The 19,365-nt window shown below is 59.3% G+C and carries 23 protein-coding genes; 16 read left to right on the plus strand and 7 right to left on the minus strand.

Translation table 11 applies throughout. The features are described 5' to 3' along the window. Nucleotides 1-188 precede the first annotated feature (188 nt). Entirely contained in the window at nt 189-881 is a 693-nt protein-coding gene (locus BOSE62_RS06830) for a sulfotransferase family protein (RefSeq protein ID WP_159643576.1), read from the minus strand. 233 nt (nt 882-1,114) lie between these two features. On the opposite strand from BOSE62_RS06830, the gene ggt reads away from it, so the two are divergent. The 12 genes from ggt to BOSE62_RS06890 all read left to right on the plus strand — a co-directional run bounded on the left by ggt (nt 1,115) and on the right by BOSE62_RS06890 (nt 12,219). Further along, nucleotides 1,115-2,905 (plus strand): gamma-glutamyltransferase, encoded by a 1,791-nt coding sequence (ggt, locus tag BOSE62_RS06835; RefSeq protein ID WP_159643578.1) that lies wholly within the window; start codon nt 1,115-1,117, stop codon nt 2,903-2,905. A gap of 46 nt (nt 2,906-2,951) precedes the next feature. Beyond that, nucleotides 2,952-3,497, plus strand: a complete 546-nt coding sequence (locus BOSE62_RS06840; RefSeq protein ID WP_159643580.1) for a DsrE family protein — start codon at nt 2,952-2,954, stop codon at nt 3,495-3,497. An 18-nt stretch (nt 3,498-3,515) separates the two neighbouring features. Continuing rightward, nucleotides 3,516-4,211 (plus strand): endonuclease/exonuclease/phosphatase family protein, encoded by a 696-nt coding sequence (locus BOSE62_RS06845; RefSeq protein ID WP_159643582.1) that lies wholly within the window; start codon nt 3,516-3,518, stop codon nt 4,209-4,211. A gap of 99 nt (nt 4,212-4,310) precedes the next feature. Further along, the gene (gene ccoN, locus BOSE62_RS06850; protein ID WP_159643584.1) at nt 4,311-5,969 is read left to right on the plus strand and encodes a cytochrome-c oxidase, cbb3-type subunit I; all 1,659 of its coding nucleotides are present in this window, start codon (nt 4,311-4,313) and stop codon (nt 5,967-5,969) included. 13 nt (nt 5,970-5,982) lie between these two features. Beyond that, the gene (ccoO, locus tag BOSE62_RS06855; RefSeq protein WP_159643586.1) at nt 5,983-6,717 is read left to right on the plus strand and encodes a cytochrome-c oxidase, cbb3-type subunit II; all 735 of its coding nucleotides are present in this window, start codon (nt 5,983-5,985) and stop codon (nt 6,715-6,717) included. Continuing rightward, complete coding sequence (locus tag BOSE62_RS06860; RefSeq protein ID WP_159643588.1) at nt 6,714-6,875, plus strand: cbb3-type cytochrome c oxidase subunit 3; 162 nt, start codon at nt 6,714-6,716, stop codon at nt 6,873-6,875. Before ccoO ends, BOSE62_RS06860 begins: the two co-directional genes overlap by 4 nt. Then, complete coding sequence (gene ccoP / locus BOSE62_RS06865) at nt 6,868-7,803, plus strand: cytochrome-c oxidase, cbb3-type subunit III (RefSeq protein ID WP_159643590.1); 936 nt, start codon at nt 6,868-6,870, stop codon at nt 7,801-7,803. Before BOSE62_RS06860 ends, ccoP begins: the two co-directional genes overlap by 8 nt. Continuing rightward, nucleotides 7,790-9,247 (plus strand): cytochrome c oxidase accessory protein CcoG, encoded by a 1,458-nt coding sequence (gene ccoG / locus BOSE62_RS06870; RefSeq protein WP_159643592.1) that lies wholly within the window; start codon nt 7,790-7,792, stop codon nt 9,245-9,247. Before ccoP ends, ccoG begins: the two co-directional genes overlap by 14 nt. Continuing rightward, nucleotides 9,244-9,720, plus strand: a complete 477-nt coding sequence (locus tag BOSE62_RS06875) for a FixH family protein (RefSeq protein ID WP_159643594.1) — start codon at nt 9,244-9,246, stop codon at nt 9,718-9,720. The genes ccoG and BOSE62_RS06875 overlap by 4 nt, the downstream gene beginning before the upstream one ends. Beyond that, nucleotides 9,717-11,840 (plus strand): heavy metal translocating P-type ATPase, encoded by a 2,124-nt coding sequence (locus BOSE62_RS06880; protein WP_159643596.1) that lies wholly within the window; start codon nt 9,717-9,719, stop codon nt 11,838-11,840. The genes BOSE62_RS06875 and BOSE62_RS06880 overlap by 4 nt, the downstream gene beginning before the upstream one ends. Next, a complete protein-coding gene (gene ccoS, locus BOSE62_RS06885) occupies nt 11,837-11,989 on the plus strand; it encodes a cbb3-type cytochrome oxidase assembly protein CcoS (protein WP_159643599.1) in 153 nt (50 codons plus the stop codon). The genes BOSE62_RS06880 and ccoS overlap by 4 nt, the downstream gene beginning before the upstream one ends. A gap of 23 nt (nt 11,990-12,012) precedes the next feature. Beyond that, nucleotides 12,013-12,219, plus strand: coding sequence for a hypothetical protein (locus BOSE62_RS06890; RefSeq protein WP_159643601.1), 207 nt, complete (start codon nt 12,013-12,015; stop codon nt 12,217-12,219). A gap of 2 nt (nt 12,220-12,221) precedes the next feature. Here BOSE62_RS06890 and BOSE62_RS06895 read toward each other — a convergent pair whose 3' ends face one another. The 6 genes from BOSE62_RS06895 to BOSE62_RS06920 all read right to left on the minus strand — a co-directional run bounded on the left by BOSE62_RS06895 (nt 12,222) and on the right by BOSE62_RS06920 (nt 17,020). Further along, nucleotides 12,222-12,860 (minus strand): response regulator transcription factor, encoded by a 639-nt coding sequence (locus BOSE62_RS06895; RefSeq protein WP_159647934.1) that lies wholly within the window; start codon nt 12,858-12,860, stop codon nt 12,222-12,224. Beyond that, nucleotides 12,850-14,373 (minus strand): PAS domain S-box protein, encoded by a 1,524-nt coding sequence (locus BOSE62_RS06900; RefSeq protein WP_159643604.1) that lies wholly within the window; start codon nt 14,371-14,373, stop codon nt 12,850-12,852. Before BOSE62_RS06900 ends, BOSE62_RS06895 begins: the two co-directional genes overlap by 11 nt. A gap of 116 nt (nt 14,374-14,489) precedes the next feature. After that, nucleotides 14,490-15,302 (minus strand): universal stress protein, encoded by an 813-nt coding sequence (locus BOSE62_RS06905; RefSeq protein ID WP_159643606.1) that lies wholly within the window; start codon nt 15,300-15,302, stop codon nt 14,490-14,492. 110 nt (nt 15,303-15,412) lie between these two features. Next, nucleotides 15,413-16,000, minus strand: a complete 588-nt coding sequence (locus tag BOSE62_RS06910; RefSeq protein WP_159643608.1) for an NAD(P)H-dependent oxidoreductase — start codon at nt 15,998-16,000, stop codon at nt 15,413-15,415. Then, nucleotides 15,997-16,632 (minus strand): hypothetical protein, encoded by a 636-nt coding sequence (locus BOSE62_RS06915; RefSeq protein WP_159643610.1) that lies wholly within the window; start codon nt 16,630-16,632, stop codon nt 15,997-15,999. The genes BOSE62_RS06910 and BOSE62_RS06915 overlap by 4 nt, the downstream gene beginning before the upstream one ends. Nucleotides 16,633-16,660: 28 nt before the next feature. Beyond that, nucleotides 16,661-17,020 (minus strand): hypothetical protein, encoded by a 360-nt coding sequence (locus tag BOSE62_RS06920; RefSeq protein WP_159643612.1) that lies wholly within the window; start codon nt 17,018-17,020, stop codon nt 16,661-16,663. 189 nt (nt 17,021-17,209) lie between these two features. On the opposite strand from BOSE62_RS06920, the gene BOSE62_RS06925 reads away from it, so the two are divergent. From BOSE62_RS06925 to BOSE62_RS06940, 4 genes are all read left to right on the plus strand, one after another. Further along, nucleotides 17,210-17,761 (plus strand): glycoside hydrolase family 108 protein, encoded by a 552-nt coding sequence (locus tag BOSE62_RS06925; protein WP_201295639.1) that lies wholly within the window; start codon nt 17,210-17,212, stop codon nt 17,759-17,761. Nucleotides 17,762-17,875: 114 nt separating this feature from the next. Next, on the plus strand, nt 17,876-18,289 hold the full coding sequence (locus BOSE62_RS06930; RefSeq protein WP_159643614.1) for a holin family protein: 414 nt from the start codon (nt 17,876-17,878) through the stop codon (nt 18,287-18,289). A gap of 172 nt (nt 18,290-18,461) precedes the next feature. Continuing rightward, entirely contained in the window at nt 18,462-18,719 is a 258-nt protein-coding gene (locus BOSE62_RS06935; protein ID WP_159643616.1) for a hypothetical protein, read from the plus strand. 17 nt (nt 18,720-18,736) lie between these two features. Next, nucleotides 18,737-19,363 carry a DUF6969 family protein gene (locus tag BOSE62_RS06940; protein ID WP_159643618.1) on the plus strand — a complete coding sequence of 209 codons (627 nt, stop codon included), beginning with the start codon at nt 18,737-18,739 and terminating at the stop codon, nt 19,361-19,363. Nucleotides 19,364-19,365: the final 2 nt, after the last annotated feature.

Genomic DNA, 19,365 nt, shown 5'->3' on the forward strand with positions numbered 1-19,365 from the left:
TTCCGCCAGACGGTCAATCGATATTGCCGCCCTTGCTGCGATGCAACATAGGTGGTTCCGCGATTAAGTCAAGCGTTGTGATGATCTGGTTCGGCCATATTGCCGATTTCGTGGCGATGGTGCGGGCAACACGGGGCCCGCAACGACCGGTCAGAAACAGTCGACTGGTTCGCTGGCCGCGACGACACTCACGCAAACGCCTTCCGGCGAAGCTCGTCGATATACCCTCCGGCGAAGATCTCCAGCTGCTCGGGATCAGCGGGCAAGCCCCCCTGTTCATCCGATGCGCCGCCAAGTTCGTCGCGGCTGTTGACCCGCGGAAAGGGTTCCGGCGGAACGGGCACGCCCAGGAAATCGCACAAGGGTTCCCATCCGTCCTTCGGATGGAATACGAGCAAACGGTCGGACGGGATATTATTGATCACCTCCTCGTTATACGAGCGGTACCAGTCAGCCATCCATGCGGGATCATTCATATGCTCGCCAAATTGCCGCAAATAGGTGCCTTGCAGCATCTGCAGCAGGTCGCTGCCCTCAAGAGAAGCGAGCATGCGCTGGGAATTGATCGTCTCGTTGCAGGACTCAACCCAGGCATCAGCATCCCGCACGGTCAGCACGACCTTCGCTTCCGGATAGAATGCGGCCAGCTCGCGCCAATAGACACAGGCCGGATTATCGGTAACAGAGCTATACCCGGCAAAAATGCTGTCCCAGTCCGGCTTGCCGTCGACCACATTCTGCCACAGCGGGATAGTGCGCCGGGCGTTCCGGAACACTTCAACCATATGGTAGCAGGGACCGTAACCAATATGCTCTAGCGCAAATTTCATCGAGAAGGTCGCCGTTCTACCCGGTCCGGCACCAATCACTTTCAATGACATATAATCCCCCGATCTTGCCACCCCTCGATAGCGTTATGAGGTTAATGTCGCGCGATTGCAAACCGGAAAATCACGTGGCTTCTACAGGAATTGAACGCCCCCGGAGCGTTCGCTTGGCGCGACTGGTGATTTCACCACAGTTCCGGCTTGATGCTATAGGCATAGTGTCTAGAGTGGCGGGCATGACAACCCGCCAATGATAGCGGAAATCTTTCAGTGAGATGGATGAAATTATGCGCCACCTGATTCTCTCCGCCATGACCCTGGCAGCCTTCACATTCTGTCCAGCCGCCGCGCAGGAACCAGCGGCTCCGGAGAAGCCTGCACTGGAGATCGGCGCGGGCGGGCGGCCGGTTGGAGCGATCTGGTCACGCAGCCCGGTCCATGCCCAGCATGGTATGGCGGCGACGGCCCATCCGCTGGCCAGCCAGATCGCCATCGACATTCTCAAGAAAGGCGGCTCCGCGGTCGATGCGGCGATTGCGGCCAATGCGGCGCTGGGCCTGATGGAGCCGACTGGCAACGGCATTGGCGGTGATCTGTTCGCGATCATCTGGGATCCGGAGACGCAGAAACTCTATGGCCTGAACGGCTCCGGCAAAAGCTCCATGGGGACCAGCTACAAACAGTTTATCAAGCAGCTCAAAGGCCGCAAGACCATACCGCCATTCGGCCCGATGCCGGTCACCGTTCCCGGCACCGTCGACGCCTGGTTCGAAATGCACGGCAAGTTCGGCAAGCTGAGCATGGCCGATATCCTTGCGCCGACCATATCCTATGCCAACGAGGGCCATCCGGTCGCGCCGGTGATCGGTCATTATCTCGAACGCAACCTGGAGCGGTTTGAACAAAGCCTCGATATGATCGGTGATTTCGACAATGCGCGGGCCACCTATTTCAAACAAGGCGCACCCAAGGCCGGCGAGATTTTCAAAAACCCCGATCTCGGCAATACGTTGAGCAAAATCGCCGCCGGAGGGCGTGATGCCTTCTACAAGGGCGACATTGCCAAGACCATCGACAGCTATTTCAAGCGGATTGGCGGCAATCTCCGCTACGAGGATTTTGCCGCGCACAGCAGCCTGTGGGTCGAACCCGGCTGCGTTTCCTATCGCAAAGGCTATGAACTGTGCGAACTGCCGCCCAATTCGCAGGGCTTCGCGGCGCTGCAGATGGCGAATATCCTGAAAAATGTCGATCTCGCCCAATGGCCGCGTGGCAGCGCCGAGGTGCTGCATTATATTACCGAAGCCAAACGGCTGGCCTTTGAAGATGTCGCGCGCTTCTACGCCGATCCGGAGGCCTCCCCTGCCCCGCTGGAATGGCTGCTGTCGGATGATTATGGCAAGGAGCGCTTTGCGCTGATCGACCCGGCAAAAGCCACGGCAGAATTCGGCCCGGGCGAGCCCAAGCTGGAAGGCGAAGGCGACACGACCTATCTCACCGTTGCCGACAAGGACGGCATGATGGTCTCGCTGATCCAGTCCAATTATCGCGGCATGGGCAGCGGTCTCGTTGCCGACGGGCTCGGCTTCATGTTTCAGGACCGCGGCGAGCTCTATTCGCTCGATGCCGGTCATGCCAATGCCTACGCGCCCGGCAAGCGGCCGTTCCAGACGATCATCCCGGCCTTCATGAAGAAGGATGGAAAACCCTTCATGTCTTTTGGCCTGATGGGCGGCGGCATGCAGCCGCAGGGCCATGTCCAGGTGATGATCAACATGGTCGACTATGGCATGAACCTGCAGGAAGCGGGCGACGCGGCGCGGCTCAACCATGATGGCGGCCGCCAGCCCACCGACGATCTGGCGGGAACCGACGCCGATCTTCTGGGTATAGTCCATGTCGAACCGGGCATTTCGGCAGAAACCGTCGAACGGCTCCAAGCCATGGGTCATATCGTCAAAACCGTTGACGACGGAATCATGTTTGGTGGCTATCAGGCGATCAGCCGGGATCCGGAAAGCGGTGTCTATACCGGTGCGACGGAGATGCGGAAAGACAGTCAGGCGATCGGTTTCTGACAGCGGCGCGAGATCGGTGCGAAAGGAAATTTTCAAGGGAATGACAATGTACAAGAAACGACTGACGATCCTGCTGCCTCTATTGACGATGGGCTATCCCGCCGCCGCACAGATGGAGAATTTCAAGACCGGACCGGTATTCGAGACATTCGGGCCGACCGCACCGGTCCAGCAGAGCGAGCCCGTGTCCGCCGAAACCCGTTTTGCCATAGCCTTTGACGTGTCAGCGGCGGCCGAACCGGACAAGATCAACCGCACGATTGAAAGCGCCGCCCGCTTCATCAACATGCATGTCGCCGCCGGCGTTCCGCAGGAAAATATCCGTCTTGCCATCGTCGTCCATGGCGGTGCGTCCTTCGATCTCACCAGCCAGGAATTTTTCGGGGCGCACAAGGATGGCAGAACCAATGCCAGCGCCGCCGCCATCGCCCGGTTGCAGCAACATGGTGTAGAATTTTATCTCTGCGGCCAGAGCGCGGCCGCCCATGGCATCAGCATTGCCGACCTGCTGCCGGGCGTAAAAATGTCCCTGTCCGCGATGACCGCCCATGCCTTGCTGCAACAGCAGGGCTATAGCATCAATCCTTTCTGAAACGGCATCACACGCCTCATGCTGAAGGTCGCAAGCTATAATATTCACAAGGGCATCGGTACGGACCGCCGGCGCAATCCGGGCCGTATCATCGATGTCCTGAACGAGATAGACGCCGATATCATCGCGCTACAGGAGGCGGATCGCCGCTTTGGAGCACGCGCCGCCGCGATACCGGAGAAGTTGCTGGAAATGCACAGCGACTATCGCGCGATTCCGCTCGACGTGCAGACCGATTCGATGGGCTGGCACGGCAATGCGATACTTGTCCGCAATTCCGCCGAAGTGATTGCGCATGATATCATGCACATCCCCTGTCTCGAACCGCGCGGAGCGATCATGGCGCATTGTGAACTGGCGGGCCAGCAGCTCGCGGTTTTCGGCATGCATCTCGATCTGTCCGGACTGTGGCGCCGGCGGCAAGCCGCAGCCATCATCAAGCTCGCACAGGAAAAGGAACGCGAGGTGCCGGTGGTGCTGATGGGGGATCTCAACGAATGGAGCGCAGCCGGCGGTTGCCTGAAGGATTTCGGCAAGGCGTTCGATATGGTCGATTGCGGGCGCAGCTTTCATTCACGCAGCCCGATTGCCACGCTCGACCGGATCATGCATTCCGGCAGTTTCGATTGCACCGGCGCCGGCGTGCATGACAGTCCGGCGGCGCGCAAAGCCTCCGATCATCTGCCCGTCTGGGCCAATCTCATGCGCGGCTAGGCGCCTGGCCGGGAAAGTTTTCCGGCCTACGTAACTCTACCTATATTGCCGGACACGACTGGCTGGTAGCGCCATTCCCACACAACGGGGAAGGACGTTATGGACAGTTTACTAGGGAAAGCCGGCGGATGGCTGGCGCTCGTATTTTTATCATTCATTGCCATGGTAATGGCCGCCGATGGCGGCTTCGCCGTACATATGGGCATTATCATGACCGCCTGCCTGATCGCGCTATGGGTGACGATCAGCAAAGCTGATTATGCCGCCATCGGGCGCGGGATATTAAGGGCGCCCGCTGATCCCGGGAAATATGATGATGATCCGGTCCGCTGGGGCGTTATTGCTACCCTGTTCTGGGGCATGGCCGGCTTTGCCGTCGGTCTGTATATCGCCCTGCAACTGGCCTTTCCCGTGCTCAATCTGGGGCTGGAGTATACCACCTTCGGACGCCTGCGTCCGCTCCACACCTCTGCCGTTATTTTCGCTTTCGGAGGCAATGCGCTGATTGCGACGAGCTTTTACGTCGTCCAGCGCACCTGCAGGGCGAGGCTGGCCTTCCCCCGCCTCGCCCGTTTCGTTTTCTGGGGCTACCAGCTGTTCATCGTGCTGGCCGCCACCGGCTATCTGATGGGCGTCACCCAGTCGCGGGAATATGCCGAGCCGGAATGGTATGTCGATCTCTGGCTGACCATCGTCTGGGTCAGCTATGCGGTTGTCTATATCGGCACCATCGTCAAACGGTCCGAGCCACATATTTATGTCGCCAACTGGTTTTTCCTCAGCTTCATCCTGACCGTCGCCATGCTGCACGTGGTCAATGGCCTGACCATACCGGTCAGCCTGCTCGGCGCGAAAAGCTATAGCGCTTTCTCCGGTGTCCAGGATGCGCTCACCCAATGGTGGTACGGCCATAATGCGGTCGGATTTTTCCTGACCGCGGGCTTCCTCGGCATGATGTATTATTTCGTGCCGAAACAGGCGGAACGACCGGTCTACAGCTACCGTCTGTCGATCATCCACTTCTGGTCGCTGATCTTCCTCTATATCTGGGCTGGTCCGCACCATCTCCACTATACCGCGCTGCCCGACTGGGCGCAGACGCTGGGCATGGTTTTCTCGATCGTCCTGTGGATGCCGAGCTGGGGCGGCATGATCAACGGCCTGATGACGCTGAACGGCGCCTGGGACAAGATCCGCACCGATCCGATCATCCGGATGATGGTCCTTGCCCTCGCCTTTTATGGCATGAGCACCTTCGAGGGCCCGATGATGTCGATCAAGGCCGTCAACAGCCTGTCGCACTATACCGACTGGACCATCGGCCATGTGCACAGCGGTGCGCTCGGCTGGAACGGCATGATCACCTTTGCCGCGCTCTATTACATGGTGCCGCGCCTCTGGGGCCATCCGCGCCTGTACAGCCTGCGCATGGTGAACTGGCATTTCTGGCTCGCGACCATCGGCATCGTTCTCTACGCCGCCTCGATGTGGGTTGCCGGCATCATGCAGGGTCTGATGTGGCGCGAATATGGCGATGACGGCTATCTCGTCTACGCCTTCAGCGAAGTCGTCTCGGCGATGTTCCCGATGTATATGATCCGCGCAACCGGCGGCCTGCTCTATCTCGCTGGCGCTGTTGTCATGGTCTACAACGTCTGGATGACTCTTGCCGGCCGGGTCCGGGACGAAAAGCCCATGACCCAAACGCCTTATGACGAAGCCGCCGACAAGCCGCTGGTCGCGGCACCGGCAGAGTGAGGGAGACAGAAACATGACCACACTCACGCAAAAGCACAAAAAGATCGAGCGCAACATCACGCTGCTGGCGGTTCTGGCGCTGGTAACGGTGATGATCGGCGGCATTGTCGAGATCGCGCCGCTGTTCTGGATCGACAATACGGTCGAGGAAGTTGAAGGTGTGCGCCCCTATACGCCGCTCGAGCAGGCGGGCCGCAATATCTACGTCCGCGAAGGCTGCTATACCTGTCACAGCCAAATGATCCGGCCGTTCCGGGACGAGGTCGAACGCTATGGCCATTATTCGCTGGCAGCAGAATCGATGTATGACCATCCGTTCCAGTGGGGATCCAAACGCACCGGACCGGATCTGGCCCGGGTGGGCGGCCGCTATTCGGACGAATGGCATGTCCAGCATCTGAAAGACCCGCGCGCCGTGGTGCCGGAATCGATCATGCCGCCTTATGCCTTTCTCGCCGAGAAAGAGCTGGAACCCGGTGACATGAGCGCCCATCTGCGCGCCCTGACCCGGGTCGGCGTTCCCTATAGCGAAGAGGCAATCGAGAAGGCCAATGAAGATCTGCTGACCCAGGCCGACCCGATGGCAAGTTCGGCAGAGTTCGAAAAGCGCTATCCCAAGGTGCAGATCCGCGACTTTGACGGCAACCCCGACAAGCTGACGGAAATGGACGCACTGGTGGCCTATCTGCAGATGATCGGCACATTGGTCGATTTCGAGGCGGGCGAAGCACAGGAGCAGGCCCGATGAACTATGAAGCGCTGCGTCATTTCGCCGACAGCTGGGGCCTGCTGTTCATGACCCTGGTGTTTCTGACGCTGGTGGGATGGACTTTCCGCCCGGGAGCCGGCCGCAACCACGAAGAAGCCGCCCATATGATTTTTGACGAGGACAAAACAGATGTCTGAGAACAAACGCGTCGACAAACCAACCGGCACCGAAACCGTCGGACACGAATGGGATGGTATCGAGGAACTCGACACACCGATGCCGCGCTGGTGGCTGTGGACCCTGTACGCCACAATCATATGGGCGATTGGCTATGTCATCCTCTACCCCGCAATCCCGATGATACATTCGGCCAGCGAAGGCCTGCTCGGCTGGAGCAGCCGCGGCGAATATGCACAGGCCGTTTCGGCTCGCGAACGGGAACTCGAGCCGATCCGGCAGGCGCTGGTATCGACCGATATCCGCAAGCTGCACGGTAGTCCGGAACTGATGCAACAGGCCGTCGAAGGCGGCCGGTCGGCATTCAAGGTCCACTGCGTCCAGTGTCACGGTTCCGGTGCTGCCGGTTCGGCGGGCTATCCCAATCTGAACGACGACGACTGGCTGTGGGGCGGCGATCTGGAAGCCATAGAATACACGCTGATCCACGGCATTCGTAACCCGGACCACGAACAGACGCGCTTCTCGCAAATGCCGGCCTTCGGACGCGACGGGATATTGCAGCCGACCGAAATCCAGGATCTGGTGTCCCATGTCCGCGTCCTCGCGGGCCGGGAGAAGCAGAGCGCTGCGGCCACCCGCGGAGCGATGCTGTTCGAAGCGAATTGCGCGATCTGCCACGGCTCCGATGGGACCGGCGACCGCACGCAAGGCGCGCCCAATCTGACCGATGCGATCAGTCTCTATGGTCTCGACCGCGCGTCGCTGACCAACACGATCACCAACAGCCGTTACGGCGTGATGCCGCGCTGGGGACAGCGACTGGATAGCGCGACGATCCGTATGCTGGCGGCCTATGTCTACTCGCTTGGTGGCGGTGAAAAGCTGCCGGCGCTAGAGGCAACGGCGACAACACCGGTCGAAAGTGACGGTGATGAGCAGTCCTGACGAAGTTCTCGATCCCGAGCTGAAACTCTATGAATCGCGCAAGAGCGTCTTTCCCAAGGCGGTAAACGGCAAATTTCGGCGGCTGAAATGGGTGATCATGGCGATCACCCTCGCCATCTATTATATCACGCCGTGGATCCGCTGGGACCGCGGGCCCTATGCTCCCGATCAGGCGGTGCTGGTCGATCTGGCCAACCGGCGCTTCTATATGTTCGGCATCGAGATCTGGCCGCATGAATTTTATTATGTCGCCGGCATGCTGGTGATGGCGGGCATCGGGCTGTTCCTGGTCACCTCGGCCGTCGGCCGCGCCTGGTGCGGCTATTCCTGCCCGCAAACCGTCTGGACCGACCTGTTTCAGCATGTCGAGCGCGCCATCGACGGCGATCGCAACGCCCAGTTCAAGCTGCAGGACGCGCCCTGGGGGCCAAAGAAAATCGGCAAGCGCCTGGCAAAATGGTCGGTCTGGCTGTTCATCGCCTTCTGGACCGGTGGTGCCTGGATCATGTATTTTGCCGATGCGCCCACGCTGGCCGTCGACTTCTGGACCGGTGAGGCCGCCTTTGTCGCTTATGCCACGGTCGGCGTGCTCACCCTCACCACCTTCATCTTCGGTGGCTTCATGCGCGAGCAGGTGTGCATCTACATGTGCCCCTGGCCGCGCATTCAGACCGCGATGATGGACGAAAAATCGCTGACCGTCACCTATAAGGAATGGCGCGGCGAACCACGCGGCAGCGTGAAAAAGGCAGAGGCCCAGCCGGGCAGCTTTGGCGACTGCATTGACTGCAACCAGTGCGTCGCGGTCTGCCCGACCGGTATCGACATTCGCGAGGGGCCGCAAATCGGCTGCATCACCTGCGCCTTGTGCATCGACGCCTGCGATTCCGTGATGGAGAAGGTCAACCGCCCGCGCGGCCTGATCGACTATGCGACGCTGGAAGACGCCGAACTGGAAAAAGCCGGCAAGGCCCATAATCCGGTGCTCAAGACCTTGTTCCGGCCGCGCACGCTCCTCTATTTCTCGATCTGGGGCGCGATCGGACTGGCGATGCTGTTCGCGGTCGGCAACCGGACGCGCATCGATATCAGCGCCAATCACGACCGCAACCCGGTCTATGTCCAGCTGGCCGACGGCCATGTCCGCAACAGCTATACGATCAATCTGCGCAATATGGAGAACCGTCCGCGCGACATGGTCATCGGCATGACCGAGCTCAAGGGCGCGGTGATGTGGTCAAACGCCGGATCCCGCGACGGTGCGGGCAAGACCCTGGTCACCAAGGTTCCCGCCGACAGCGTCGCGCGGCTGCGCCTCTATGTTGCGGCGCCAGGCGAAGGTCCGGTGCGGGAAGACTTTGCCCTGACCGTGACCGCCGCGGATGATGCCGAAGCGAACGATGTTGACGAAGTATTTTTCGAACGACCGGAGACAGGCGAATGAGCGGGCAAGAAAGCGTGACGAAAAAATTTACCGGCTATCACGCCACCGCGATGATCGTCGCCTTTTTTGCGGTGGTGGTGGGCGTGAACCTGTTCATGGCGCGGTCAGCCCTTTCGACGTTCAGCGGCACGATCGTCGATAACAGCTATGTCGCCAGCCAGAAATATAACGACTGGCTGGAGCAGGCCAGAAAGCAGCAAGCGCACGGCTGGACCGTATCCCCGGCCGTCCGGCAGGAAGACAGGGCCAGCCTCACCGTCAGCAGCGTCGATGGCACACCCCTGCAGGGCGCTACAATTACCGCCCTTGCGGAGCATCCTGTCGGCCGTACCGATCCTTTTGAAATCGACTTTTTCCAGAGCGCAGCCGGAGATTATCGCAGCGTCCAGCCGATTCCGGAGGGTCGCTGGAAAATGAAGATCATCATCTCACGGGGTGACAACGATATGCGTGTGGTGCGGGATATCCGATGAACGCGATCACGCCCCTCGGCGACGCCCAGACGCAAGCGGTCATTTCGCGCTTCGCTGTACCGGCGATCCGCTGCGCCGGGTGCATAGCGAAGATCGAGAACGGTCTGAACGGCGAACCGGGCATCCTCTCGTCACGGGTCAATTTTTCGACCAAGCAAGTCGCCATTTCGCATCTGCCCGAGCTGGCTGAAGACCAGCTGAAGCAGAAAATCGAGGCGCTCGGGTTCGAAGCCCAGATTCTCGCCGACAATCCCCTCTCCGAGGAGAAGGGCAGCACCGACAAACTGATCCGCGCGCTCGCTGTCGCCGGTTTCGGTATGATGAATATCATGCTGCTGTCGGTCAGCGTCTGGTCCGGCGCGACCGGCGTGACCCGTGATCTGTTCCACTGGCTGTCCGCCCTGATTGCCGTTCCGGTGATCGCGTATTCGGGCCGCCCGTTTTTTGCATCGGCAGCAATGGCACTGCGCTACGGCCGGACCAATATGGATGTGCCAATCTCGATCGGCATTTTGCTGGCCACTGGCCTGAGCCTGTACGAGACCGCTACCGGCGGTGCCCACGCCTATTTCGACGGCGCGGTCATGCTGCTGTTCTTCCTGCTCGCCGGGCGGGTGCTGGACGGCATGATGCGCGATCGCGCGCGCAAAGGTATCGGCGCGTTGCTGAAACAGACGGCCCCGGGCGCGATGGTGCTGATAGATGACGGGTCGACCCAATGGGTGGCCACCAGAGACCTGCGTCCGGGCATGCGGATGATGGTCGCAGCCGGTAGCAATCTTGCCGCCGACGGGGTGATCGAGAAAGGAAGCAGCAGCTTTGACTGCTCGCTGATGACCGGCGAGAGCGAAGCGCAGCCGAAAGGCGAAGGTGACCTGGTGCTGGCTGGCACATTGAATCTGTCTTCACCCGTGGTCGTACGGGTCACGGCCACCGGCGAGGACACCAGCCTGTCGGACATTGCCCGATTGATGGATGAAGCCGGTCAACACCGCTCCTTCTATGTGCGCATTGCCGACCGCGCCGCGCGCTATTATGCGCCTGCGGTCCACAGCCTCGCGCTGCTCGCCTTTGCCTATTGGATGATTGTCGGCGCCGGCTGGCACCAGTCGCTGCTCATTGCGGTCGCCGTGCTGATCATCACCTGCCCCTGTGCGCTAGGGCTCGCGGTACCGGCAGCGCAAGTCGTCGCCTCGGGTGCTCTACTGCGCAAGGGCGTGATGGTGAAGGACGGGAGCGCGCTGGAGCGTCTGGCAGAAGCCGATTATGCACTGTTCGACAAGACCGGCACGTTGACACTGGGTCATCCGGTGCCGGTCAATCTCGATGATCTGAGCCTCAACCAGAAGCAAATTGCCCTCGCTCTCGCCCAGGCCAGCCATCACCCGATCAGCAAAGCAATACGCACGGCCTTGCAGGCGGAAAACATCATTCCGGCCAGGCTGGACGATGTAGAGGAAGTGCCGGGTGAAGGCATGAAGGCGCGCTGGGACGGCCAGCCGGTAATGCTCGGGAAACCAGAGAAATCCGCGGATCATCTGTCCAGCCAGCTAAGCGTGGGTAGCGACACAGTGATCCTCCATCTGAAGGATGAGATCCGGCCGGACGCAGCGGCTGCGCTGGCGAGACTGCAAGCCCTCGGACTGCCCGCCTCGATAATTTCCGGTGACAATATCGGCTCCGTTTCACGTGTTGCAGATGCGCTGGGCCTAGCAGCTAAGGCCGGGGTTTCGCCACAGGACAAGGTCGAAGCGATTACGCGGCTGTCCGACAGCGGCCACAAGGTGCTGATGGTCGGTGACGGGCTTAACGACGGCCCTGCCCTCGCTGCGGCCCATGTCTCGATTGCGCCGGGCTCGGCGAGCGACGTCGGCCAGCAGGCCGCCGATGCGGTCTTCACCAGCGCTTCGCTGATGCCGGTAGCGCTGTCGGTAACGGTGGCGCGCCGGACCATGCAGATCGTCCACCAGAATTTTGCTTTGGCTATCGGCTATAATATCATCGCCGTGCCATTGGCGCTGACCGGGATGGTTACGCCGCTGATCGCCGCCATCGCCATGTCCTTGTCCTCCCTGATCGTCGTCGGCAACGCCCTGCGTCTGAACGGCTCAGCAAAATGAGCGGCCTGGCGATCCTGATTCCGGTGGCTCTATTGATGGGGCTATGCGGTCTGGGCTTTTTCTTCTGGGCGATGCGCAACGACCAGTTCGAGGATCTGGACGGCGCGGCGCAGCGGGTGCTGATCGACGAGGAAGACGAGCCATCATGATAGGCCGCATCAGGATATCCCGATTGAGCCGCTATGCGATTATCGCCGTCGCCTTGCCGATGGCCGCCACGCCGCTGGCGGCCAATCCGGAGGTAATGACATTCAAACTATGTTCTGCCGATGGAACCGTGCGCGATATTTCCATTCCCGTGAACCGGGACAATGGCGACAAGGATTGCGCGCAGCCCTGCCACGCCTGCCTTTCGCGCAAAAAAAATTCGAAAAGCTGAGCTCAGCTATCGACCGGAGGATCGTGATCCTCAATGCGTTCGGCCGCAAAACCGATCCGCAAGGCTTCGGCCAGACTGCGTACCCGCAGTTTTTCCATCATGTTGGCGCGATAGATTTCAACCGTTCGCGGCGAGATGCCGAGATCATAGGCAATGGTCTTGTTGGGCAGTCCGGCCAATAGGCCATTGAGCACATCCCGTTCCCTTCCGGTCAGGCAGGCCAGCCTGACATTCGCTTCGGAAGCCGCCATTTCCTTCAGATCTCTGTCTGCCAGCCGCACGAACGCCTCTTCCATAGCGGCGATCAGAGCTTCTTTCTCATAGGGCTTTTCGAGAAAGTTGACCGCTCCGGCCCGCATCGCCTGAACCGCAATTTCGATATCACCATGGCCGGTGAGAATCACCACCGGCATGTCGATGCCGTCCTTGATCATCTGCTGCTGCACCTGCAGCCCGTCCATTTCCGGCATGCGCACATCCAGCAAAACACAGCCTCGCTGTGCGCCTTTTGCCATTTTCAGAAAGGCAACGCCGGACTCGACCGGTTCGACCTTGAACCCGGCGTGCCGCAACATGAATGCCGCCGACCGCCGGACGGAATCATCATCATCGACAATATAGACCAGCCGCTCACTGCTCATCATTCTGCTCCCGTTCCGCTTTTTCCAATGTGATCCGGAAGATCGTTCCGCCTTCCGGATTGGGTTCCACAGTAATGGTTCCGCCATGCGCCTCGATGATTGTCCGGCAGATCGAAAGCCCCAGTCCCATACCGGTTCCCTTGGTGCTGGCAAAGGGGTCGAAAATCCGTTCTCCCAGTTCCTCGTCAATGCCGGACCCGCTATCCGATACGGCAATTTCCAGCCGCGCGTCGTCGATGGACCGAACGCCGATATGCAGTTTTTTCTCGGCGCTGTCGGTCATTGCCTCGATGCCGTTGCGCATCAGATTGACCATCACCTGCTGAATCTGCACGCGATCGGCAAACACATAACTGGTGTCCGGCGCGATATCGATGGAGAATTTCACGCCCCGTTCCTGCGCGCCGATCATGCCCAATACGGTCGCATCTTCCACCACCTGGGAAATCGACAAAATCCGCCGGTTGATCTCCCCGCGCGAGACAAATTCCCGCAGCCGCCGGACGATCGTACCGGCGCGCAGGCTCTCGGACACGCTTTCCTGCAGCGCCTCGAGGAAAAACTCCCGGTTCTCGGTCAGATCGCCATCCATCATGTCGCGCGCGGCCGACAGATAATTGGCTATCGCGGTCAATGGCTGGTTGATTTCATGCGCCAGAGAGGATGCGAGAGTTCCTACCGCGCTGAGCCGCGAGGCATGGGCCAGATCCTGCTGCAGCGACTGCAACTCCGCCTCGGTCTGGGTTTTTTCGGTCAGATCGATGATGAAGCCGGTAAAATACCGTTCGTCGCCGATTTTCGCTTCGCCGACTTCCAGTTGCAGCGGGAAGGTCGTGCCGTCTTTCCGGCATCCGACGACTGTCCGGCCGATGCCGATTATCCGCTTCTCTTCGGTTTCGAGATAGCGTTCGATATAGCCGTCATGCGCCGCCCGATAGGGTTCGGGCATCAGCAGCTTGACATTCTGCCCGATGATCTCTTGCTGTTCATAGCCAAACATTTTTTCAGCCGTCGCACTGAACGAACTGATCATTCCGGCCTCGTCAATCACCACCATAGCGTCGGGAATCGTCGTCAGGATCGATCGCAAGATCGAATTGGCCTGATCCAGCTTGCTTTTCGTGTTCCGCAGCGCTGTCACGTCCTGGAATGTGACCATCACGGCATCTATCTCGCCCTGCGGACTGGACAGACCAGCGATATTGCATTCCGCATATATCCGCCGGCCGTCCGGCAGTTGCAGCGACACGTCGAACGGGTCGACGGTGCTGGAAGCAAACGCGCTATCCATCCGGCTTTCGAACAGCGGGCGGTGGTCCGGTGCCACACAGGCGGCAGGCGCACCATCCGGCAGATCTGCAAGGCTGGACACACCGAATATCTTCAGCCCGACCGCGCTGCAATTGATAGGCTGCAGGTTGCGATCGACTATCATGACGAAATGCGGGAAGGCGGACAGGACAATATCCGGATGGAATGCCCGGTCCGTGCCTTGAACGATCGTTTCGCGCACTTGCTTTGTCTTTCCCCTGTCCGTCCGGTCGCCGATTGCGAGCGGTCGGACCCTACACAAGATGCGCGCATTGCCATAAGGAAATTTGAATTGTCAGTGGCGGGAGAAGAACACATTCAGTGTGACACAACCAGCGGGACGGGACTGTTCTTGAAAAGACTGCGCGTGACTCCGCCGAACAGAAACTCGCGCGCGCGGCTATGGCCATAAGCCCCCATCACCAGATAGTCCGCATTTCTTTTTTGCGCTTCTGCCAGTAAAGTGGCTTCCACAGAGTCCCTGCCCGGCGGGGGGCTGTGAATTTCGGATTTGATGCCATGATAGGCCAGATATTCCGACGCCGCGAGCTGTGGCAGATCGTGATCCTTGTCCTCCTCGACGGTCAGGATATGAACATCGCTCGACATTTTGAGCAACGGCACGGCGGCGCGCAGGGCGTTCCCGGCTTCGAAACTCCCGTTCCAGGCGACAAGCGCTGGACCGCAGGCATCAAATTTCTGCACATTGTCCGGCTGCACCACGACCGGCGTTGTCGTGTTGAGGAGAACATCGCCCAATATGCCAAGCGGCAGCGCATTTTCCTTGTTGCCTCCGGCCGAACTCAGGACGATGATATCGACCAGCGCGGAATTTTTCGACAGGCCGCGGGACGGATCAACATATTCCTCACGATAATCCCAGGACACATCCTCTCCCGCCAGACGCTTCTCGATCTCGGCGCGAAGCTTCCGGTCCTGCTCGCGGGTCATTTCGCTGACATCATACATCACCGACATGCCGGTCACGCCGTCAAAGGCGACCTGTGAACTGTAGGGATTGGCGCGCAGACAGTGGAGATGGCCACCGAGCGAACGGGTCAGATCAAGTGCCGCCTGAAGCCGGGCCTCCAGCCCTGCATCATCGGCAATATATAGCAGCACGGATTTCATAATCGGTCTCCTGTTTCCTGTTCATTCGCTTTGGTAGAATGTCTTGGGAAGGAGCGTAGCGGCACCCCGCCGGACCCTGTATACGGGTTTATACGGATAGAAGCTTCCGCTCAGTTTCCGGCCGCGCCATGGGTGGCAATCCGCTTGAGCCAGCGCGCCCGGTGCCGCTCGCTGCTGTCGACATTTCCGATCAGCGACGTGGTGACCGGAGCGATCCCGGTGAGCTTGAGAATGTTCCGTTCGAAACTGCGGACGCTGTGCGCAGCGAAATAGGCGCGGTAGAAAAGCGCCGGCATGCCCATGCTGACAATCAGCCGCGCCGAACGGCCGCGGAGCAGTTTTTTCGGCAATTGCTTGCTGCCTTCAACCCCGTAATCGAGCGCGAAATTGGGGCGAAAGGCCTGTTCGATAAACGCCTTGAGCAAGGCCGGCATGTCGCCCATCCAGAGCGGATAGTAGAAGACGATATGCTCGGCCCATTTGATCGCATCCTGCCCCGGCCGGACGGCTTCGGGAACATCCTCTTCGAGCCATTGCTTGCGGCTTTCGAGGATCGGAATATTCTGGCCGGCCAGCCGGATCACCCGCACATCGTGACCGGCGGCACGGGCTGCATCGGCATAAGCGGAGACAATGGCATGACCGAAACGGCCGGGGGCCGGATCGGGATGACCGTCAATCACCGCAATACGGGTCACGGCGCTGCGGCTGCCGCCGTCTCGGCAGCAGGCGTCTGCCACTGGAAGGCGGTGATCAGTTCCATGATCGCCTCTTGCGCGGCGCTATCGATTTCCAGCGGATAGGAAGCCGTCAACCGCGCGTCCCAATAGCCATAGTCGAGCGCTGTCACGCTGAAATGCCAGGGCACACTGTCCTTGTCGCCGTCGAAAATGCCCTGATAGGCTGCGATATCGGGGCGGCCGGAGACGAAATAGTCCCCCTCGGACAGAACTGCAGCGCTGGAATATTGCGACAACAGATCCGGCTTCACGATCTGATAATGGTCCTGCGCGGTCAGCTCTTCCAGATGGATGATCGCGATCCTGATCGCGATCTCATGATCGTCTATGTCGCGCAGATAAGCGATCTCGAAATTATTCCCGGAAAAATCGGTGGTCATTGCACATTGGCGGCGAAAGCCGGCGATGCTTGCCGGGAACAGAAAGCCGCTTTCCTTGTGTATGATCGCGCCTGTTTCCTGATATGGTGCGAACGGATCCGCCGGCGGCGCGCTGTCCACCATACATTCTGCTGCGGCAGGACTGCTGGCAAGAGCCAGCGATAGCAGCGCGGCGGAAGCCAGTCCGGCCAGTTTCAATTTTGTCAGCATTTCAACTCTCCTCAGCTCAGTCGCCCGCCTATTCATGGCAGCTGACAACGCGAAACGGCAGTTCGCTGCCGTCGGTTTCCGTGATCGTCAGATATTCACCGACTTTCAGCGGATGATCCTTGAGCCGGAAAATGGCTTCGTCATCCTCGTCACCGACCTTGTAGGAAAATACCCATCCCTTGGACGAGGCTATCACAACCCCGCTCTGGTCGGCTTCGCCCGGCCAGAAACGCCGCACGACAGGCCGCTTCTCGGCCTTTGCCAGCGCTTTCGGCTCGATAAACCCCTGATCATCCAGAGGAACGCGAAAGACATATGCATGGGCTGACGACCCGTCGGGATGGTCAGCGGTTCGGGCCAGTTCGAGGCGGATTGTTTTCCAGGTCATGCAGCCAATGTGAACCACGAACAAATTCGGCGCGATACGCAATATTGCGTAGAAGCAGAAACAAGCGCGCCAGAAAGCATCCTGACAGAGACTTGCTTTCCTGAGCCGACGGAATGCCGCAATGCGTGCTTTCCTACAACTAACCAGATAGGTTATATATCAGTCTTTCGAACCGAAAGGAGATTTCCCATGTCCGACATGCACGACATCGACCGGCTGATTGACGAGGTCATCAGTCTGGAAGGCGGCTATTCCGATCATCCTGCCGACCGCGGCGGTCCCACGCGATGGGGGGTGACCGAAGCGGTGGCGCGCGCGCATGGCTATGCCGGCAGCATGCGGCATTTCCCGCGGGCGCAGGCAGCGGCTATCTACAAGCGCAAATATTGGCACCGCCCCGGCTTTGACAAGATCGCGCAGCGCGCGCCGCGGATCGCGGCCGAACTGTTCGACACCGGGATCAACATGGGAATAGCGACCGCCACCGCTTTCCTGCAGCGCGCTCTGAATGCGCTCAATCGCAACGGCAGCGACTTTGACGATCTGGCCGTAGACCGCGTGATCGGCGCCAAGACTCTGGCCGCGCTCGACGCGTTTCTCCGCAAGCGCGGGCGCCAGGGCGAAACCGTGCTGCGCAAGGCGATCGATGCCCTGCAAGGCGCCCGCTATATCACGCTGGCGGAAAACCGTCCGGCCAACGAGGCTTTTCTATACGGCTGGCTGGCCAACCGGATCGGCTGAACCCTGGCGGAAACAGCTTTGCCTTTAACAGTGTAAAGTTTGTCAGGTTCGGCCCCTCCCGGCCGCCATTGCAACAGAAATATCCCTCTGAAATATCGAAAGGAAATCCGTACAATGTCTATTCTCTCTTCCCTCATCGGTCCGGTATCGAACATCATCGACAGGATCATCCCCGACAAGGAGGCCCGCGACCGGGCCAAGCTGGAACTGCTGAAACTGGAAGGCAGCCAGGAACTGGAGGAAGTCCGCGTACAAATGTCGGCAATATTGGCCGAGGCCCGGTCATCCGATCCATGGACCAGCCGCGCACGACCCAGCTTCCTCTATGTCATGTATCTGCTGTTGCTCTGGTCCATTCCTATGGGGCTGCTCGCGGCATTCCGTCCCGATGCGGCGCGCGATATTGCAGCCGGCATGAATGCTTATCTTTCCGGCATACCGGAGCCGCTCTATGCGCTCTTCGGCACCGGTTATCTCGGCTATACTGTCGCCAGGCAATGGGGAAAGATTCGCGGCAGCGAGCGTTAGGAACGTCAAATTATCCAGCGGAAACAACCGATTTACACCCGTTCGCATCCCGAAACAGGACAATGGACTGCCAATATAGCGGATTAATGCAATATTTACGAAATAGACTTGCCATGCCCGTATCTTTCCAGATAAAGGGGCAAGTCTAGTTCATCCAAAGGGGATATTATAAATGACTACCGAAACAAACTTCCGCAAAATGCTTGCTGTTGCTGGCGGCCTGGCACTCGCTGTTCCTGCTCTTTCTGCTTGTGCAGAACAGGCTGACGATGCTGCTGCTGTTGCTGAATGCGCTGCTGAAGAAGCTACCTGTGCCGCTGAAGAAGCAACCTGTGCTGCTGAAGAAGCAACCTGTGCTGCTGCAGAAGCTGTTGAAGAAGCTACCGGCGAAGCTGAAGAAGCTGTAGCTGAAGAAGAAGTTGCCGAGTAAGCTCAGCTTATTTCGCATTGGAAAATGCATTAGAAAGGCTGTTTGAGCTTACCGGCCAGATAGCCAGTGAGGGCGTCTCGCTAGTACCCAGAGTGGTGCCGGCAGACGCCCCTTTCGTTCAATATCAGCATTATCCCAAAGGGGATTGTATCGCGCCCGGCAACAAGTCGCGCTGGTTCTACCATGCGCACAAGCCGGAAGAGCGCGAAGACGGCGAGCATGGCCATTTTCACATGTTCCTGCCGCTCGACATGTTTGATGGTGTCGAACCCTATTACCAGCCCCCGGCCAGACTGCCCAATGGCAAGAAAACTCAAGGCGTAGTCCATTTCGGTGCCCTGAACTTCGGCCTGGATGGCATGCCGCTGACCTGGTTCACGACCAACTATTGGGTGACCTACGAATATATGATGCCGGCCGAAGCGATTGCTTCCCGGCTACACAGTTTCAACATGACCGGCGCACCGGGCGACCCCCTGGTCAACGACTGGCTGACCGCCGCCGTCCATCATTTTCATGACCCGATCATCGATATGGTCCGCAAGCGCGACCTCTTCCTGAAAGAGAAGAAACAGGAACTGGGTTCCGCCGTTTTCGCGGCCAAGCAGGTCGAGATACTCTCCCGACTGCCCTTCGACCTTTAGCG

The sequence above is a fragment of the Sphingorhabdus sp. 109 genome (genome assembly GCF_902506555.1).
In the GTDB taxonomy this organism is placed as follows: Bacteria; Pseudomonadota; Alphaproteobacteria; order Sphingomonadales; family Sphingomonadaceae; genus Parasphingorhabdus.

Coding starts and splice junctions, on each gene's coding strand:
- BOSE62_RS06925 (WP_201295639.1), top strand. CDS start 17,210: ATGTCCGACATGCACGACATCGACCGGCTGATTGACGAGGTCATCAGT.
- ccoS (WP_159643599.1), top strand. CDS start 11,837: ATGAGCGGCCTGGCGATCCTGATTCCGGTGGCTCTATTGATGGGGCTA.
- BOSE62_RS06880 (WP_159643596.1), top strand. CDS start 9,717: ATGAACGCGATCACGCCCCTCGGCGACGCCCAGACGCAAGCGGTCATT.
- BOSE62_RS06905 (WP_159643606.1), bottom strand. CDS start 15,302: ATGAAATCCGTGCTGCTATATATTGCCGATGATGCAGGGCTGGAGGCC.
- ggt (WP_159643578.1), top strand. CDS start 1,115: ATGCGCCACCTGATTCTCTCCGCCATGACCCTGGCAGCCTTCACATTC.
- BOSE62_RS06930 (WP_159643614.1), top strand. CDS start 17,876: ATGTCTATTCTCTCTTCCCTCATCGGTCCGGTATCGAACATCATCGAC.
- BOSE62_RS06830 (WP_159643576.1), bottom strand. CDS start 881: ATGTCATTGAAAGTGATTGGTGCCGGACCGGGTAGAACGGCGACCTTC.
- BOSE62_RS06920 (WP_159643612.1), bottom strand. CDS start 17,020: ATGACCTGGAAAACAATCCGCCTCGAACTGGCCCGAACCGCTGACCAT.
- BOSE62_RS06915 (WP_159643610.1), bottom strand. CDS start 16,632: ATGCTGACAAAATTGAAACTGGCCGGACTGGCTTCCGCCGCGCTGCTA.
- BOSE62_RS06840 (WP_159643580.1), top strand. CDS start 2,952: ATGTACAAGAAACGACTGACGATCCTGCTGCCTCTATTGACGATGGGC.
- BOSE62_RS06895 (WP_159647934.1), bottom strand. CDS start 12,860: ATGAGCAGTGAGCGGCTGGTCTATATTGTCGATGATGATGATTCCGTC.
- ccoO (WP_159643586.1), top strand. CDS start 5,983: ATGACCACACTCACGCAAAAGCACAAAAAGATCGAGCGCAACATCACG.
- BOSE62_RS06875 (WP_159643594.1), top strand. CDS start 9,244: ATGAGCGGGCAAGAAAGCGTGACGAAAAAATTTACCGGCTATCACGCC.
- ccoP (WP_159643590.1), top strand. CDS start 6,868: ATGTCTGAGAACAAACGCGTCGACAAACCAACCGGCACCGAAACCGTC.
- BOSE62_RS06860 (WP_159643588.1), top strand. CDS start 6,714: ATGAACTATGAAGCGCTGCGTCATTTCGCCGACAGCTGGGGCCTGCTG.
- BOSE62_RS06845 (WP_159643582.1), top strand. CDS start 3,516: ATGCTGAAGGTCGCAAGCTATAATATTCACAAGGGCATCGGTACGGAC.
- ccoN (WP_159643584.1), top strand. CDS start 4,311: ATGGACAGTTTACTAGGGAAAGCCGGCGGATGGCTGGCGCTCGTATTT.
- ccoG (WP_159643592.1), top strand. CDS start 7,790: ATGAGCAGTCCTGACGAAGTTCTCGATCCCGAGCTGAAACTCTATGAA.
- BOSE62_RS06935 (WP_159643616.1), top strand. CDS start 18,462: ATGACTACCGAAACAAACTTCCGCAAAATGCTTGCTGTTGCTGGCGGC.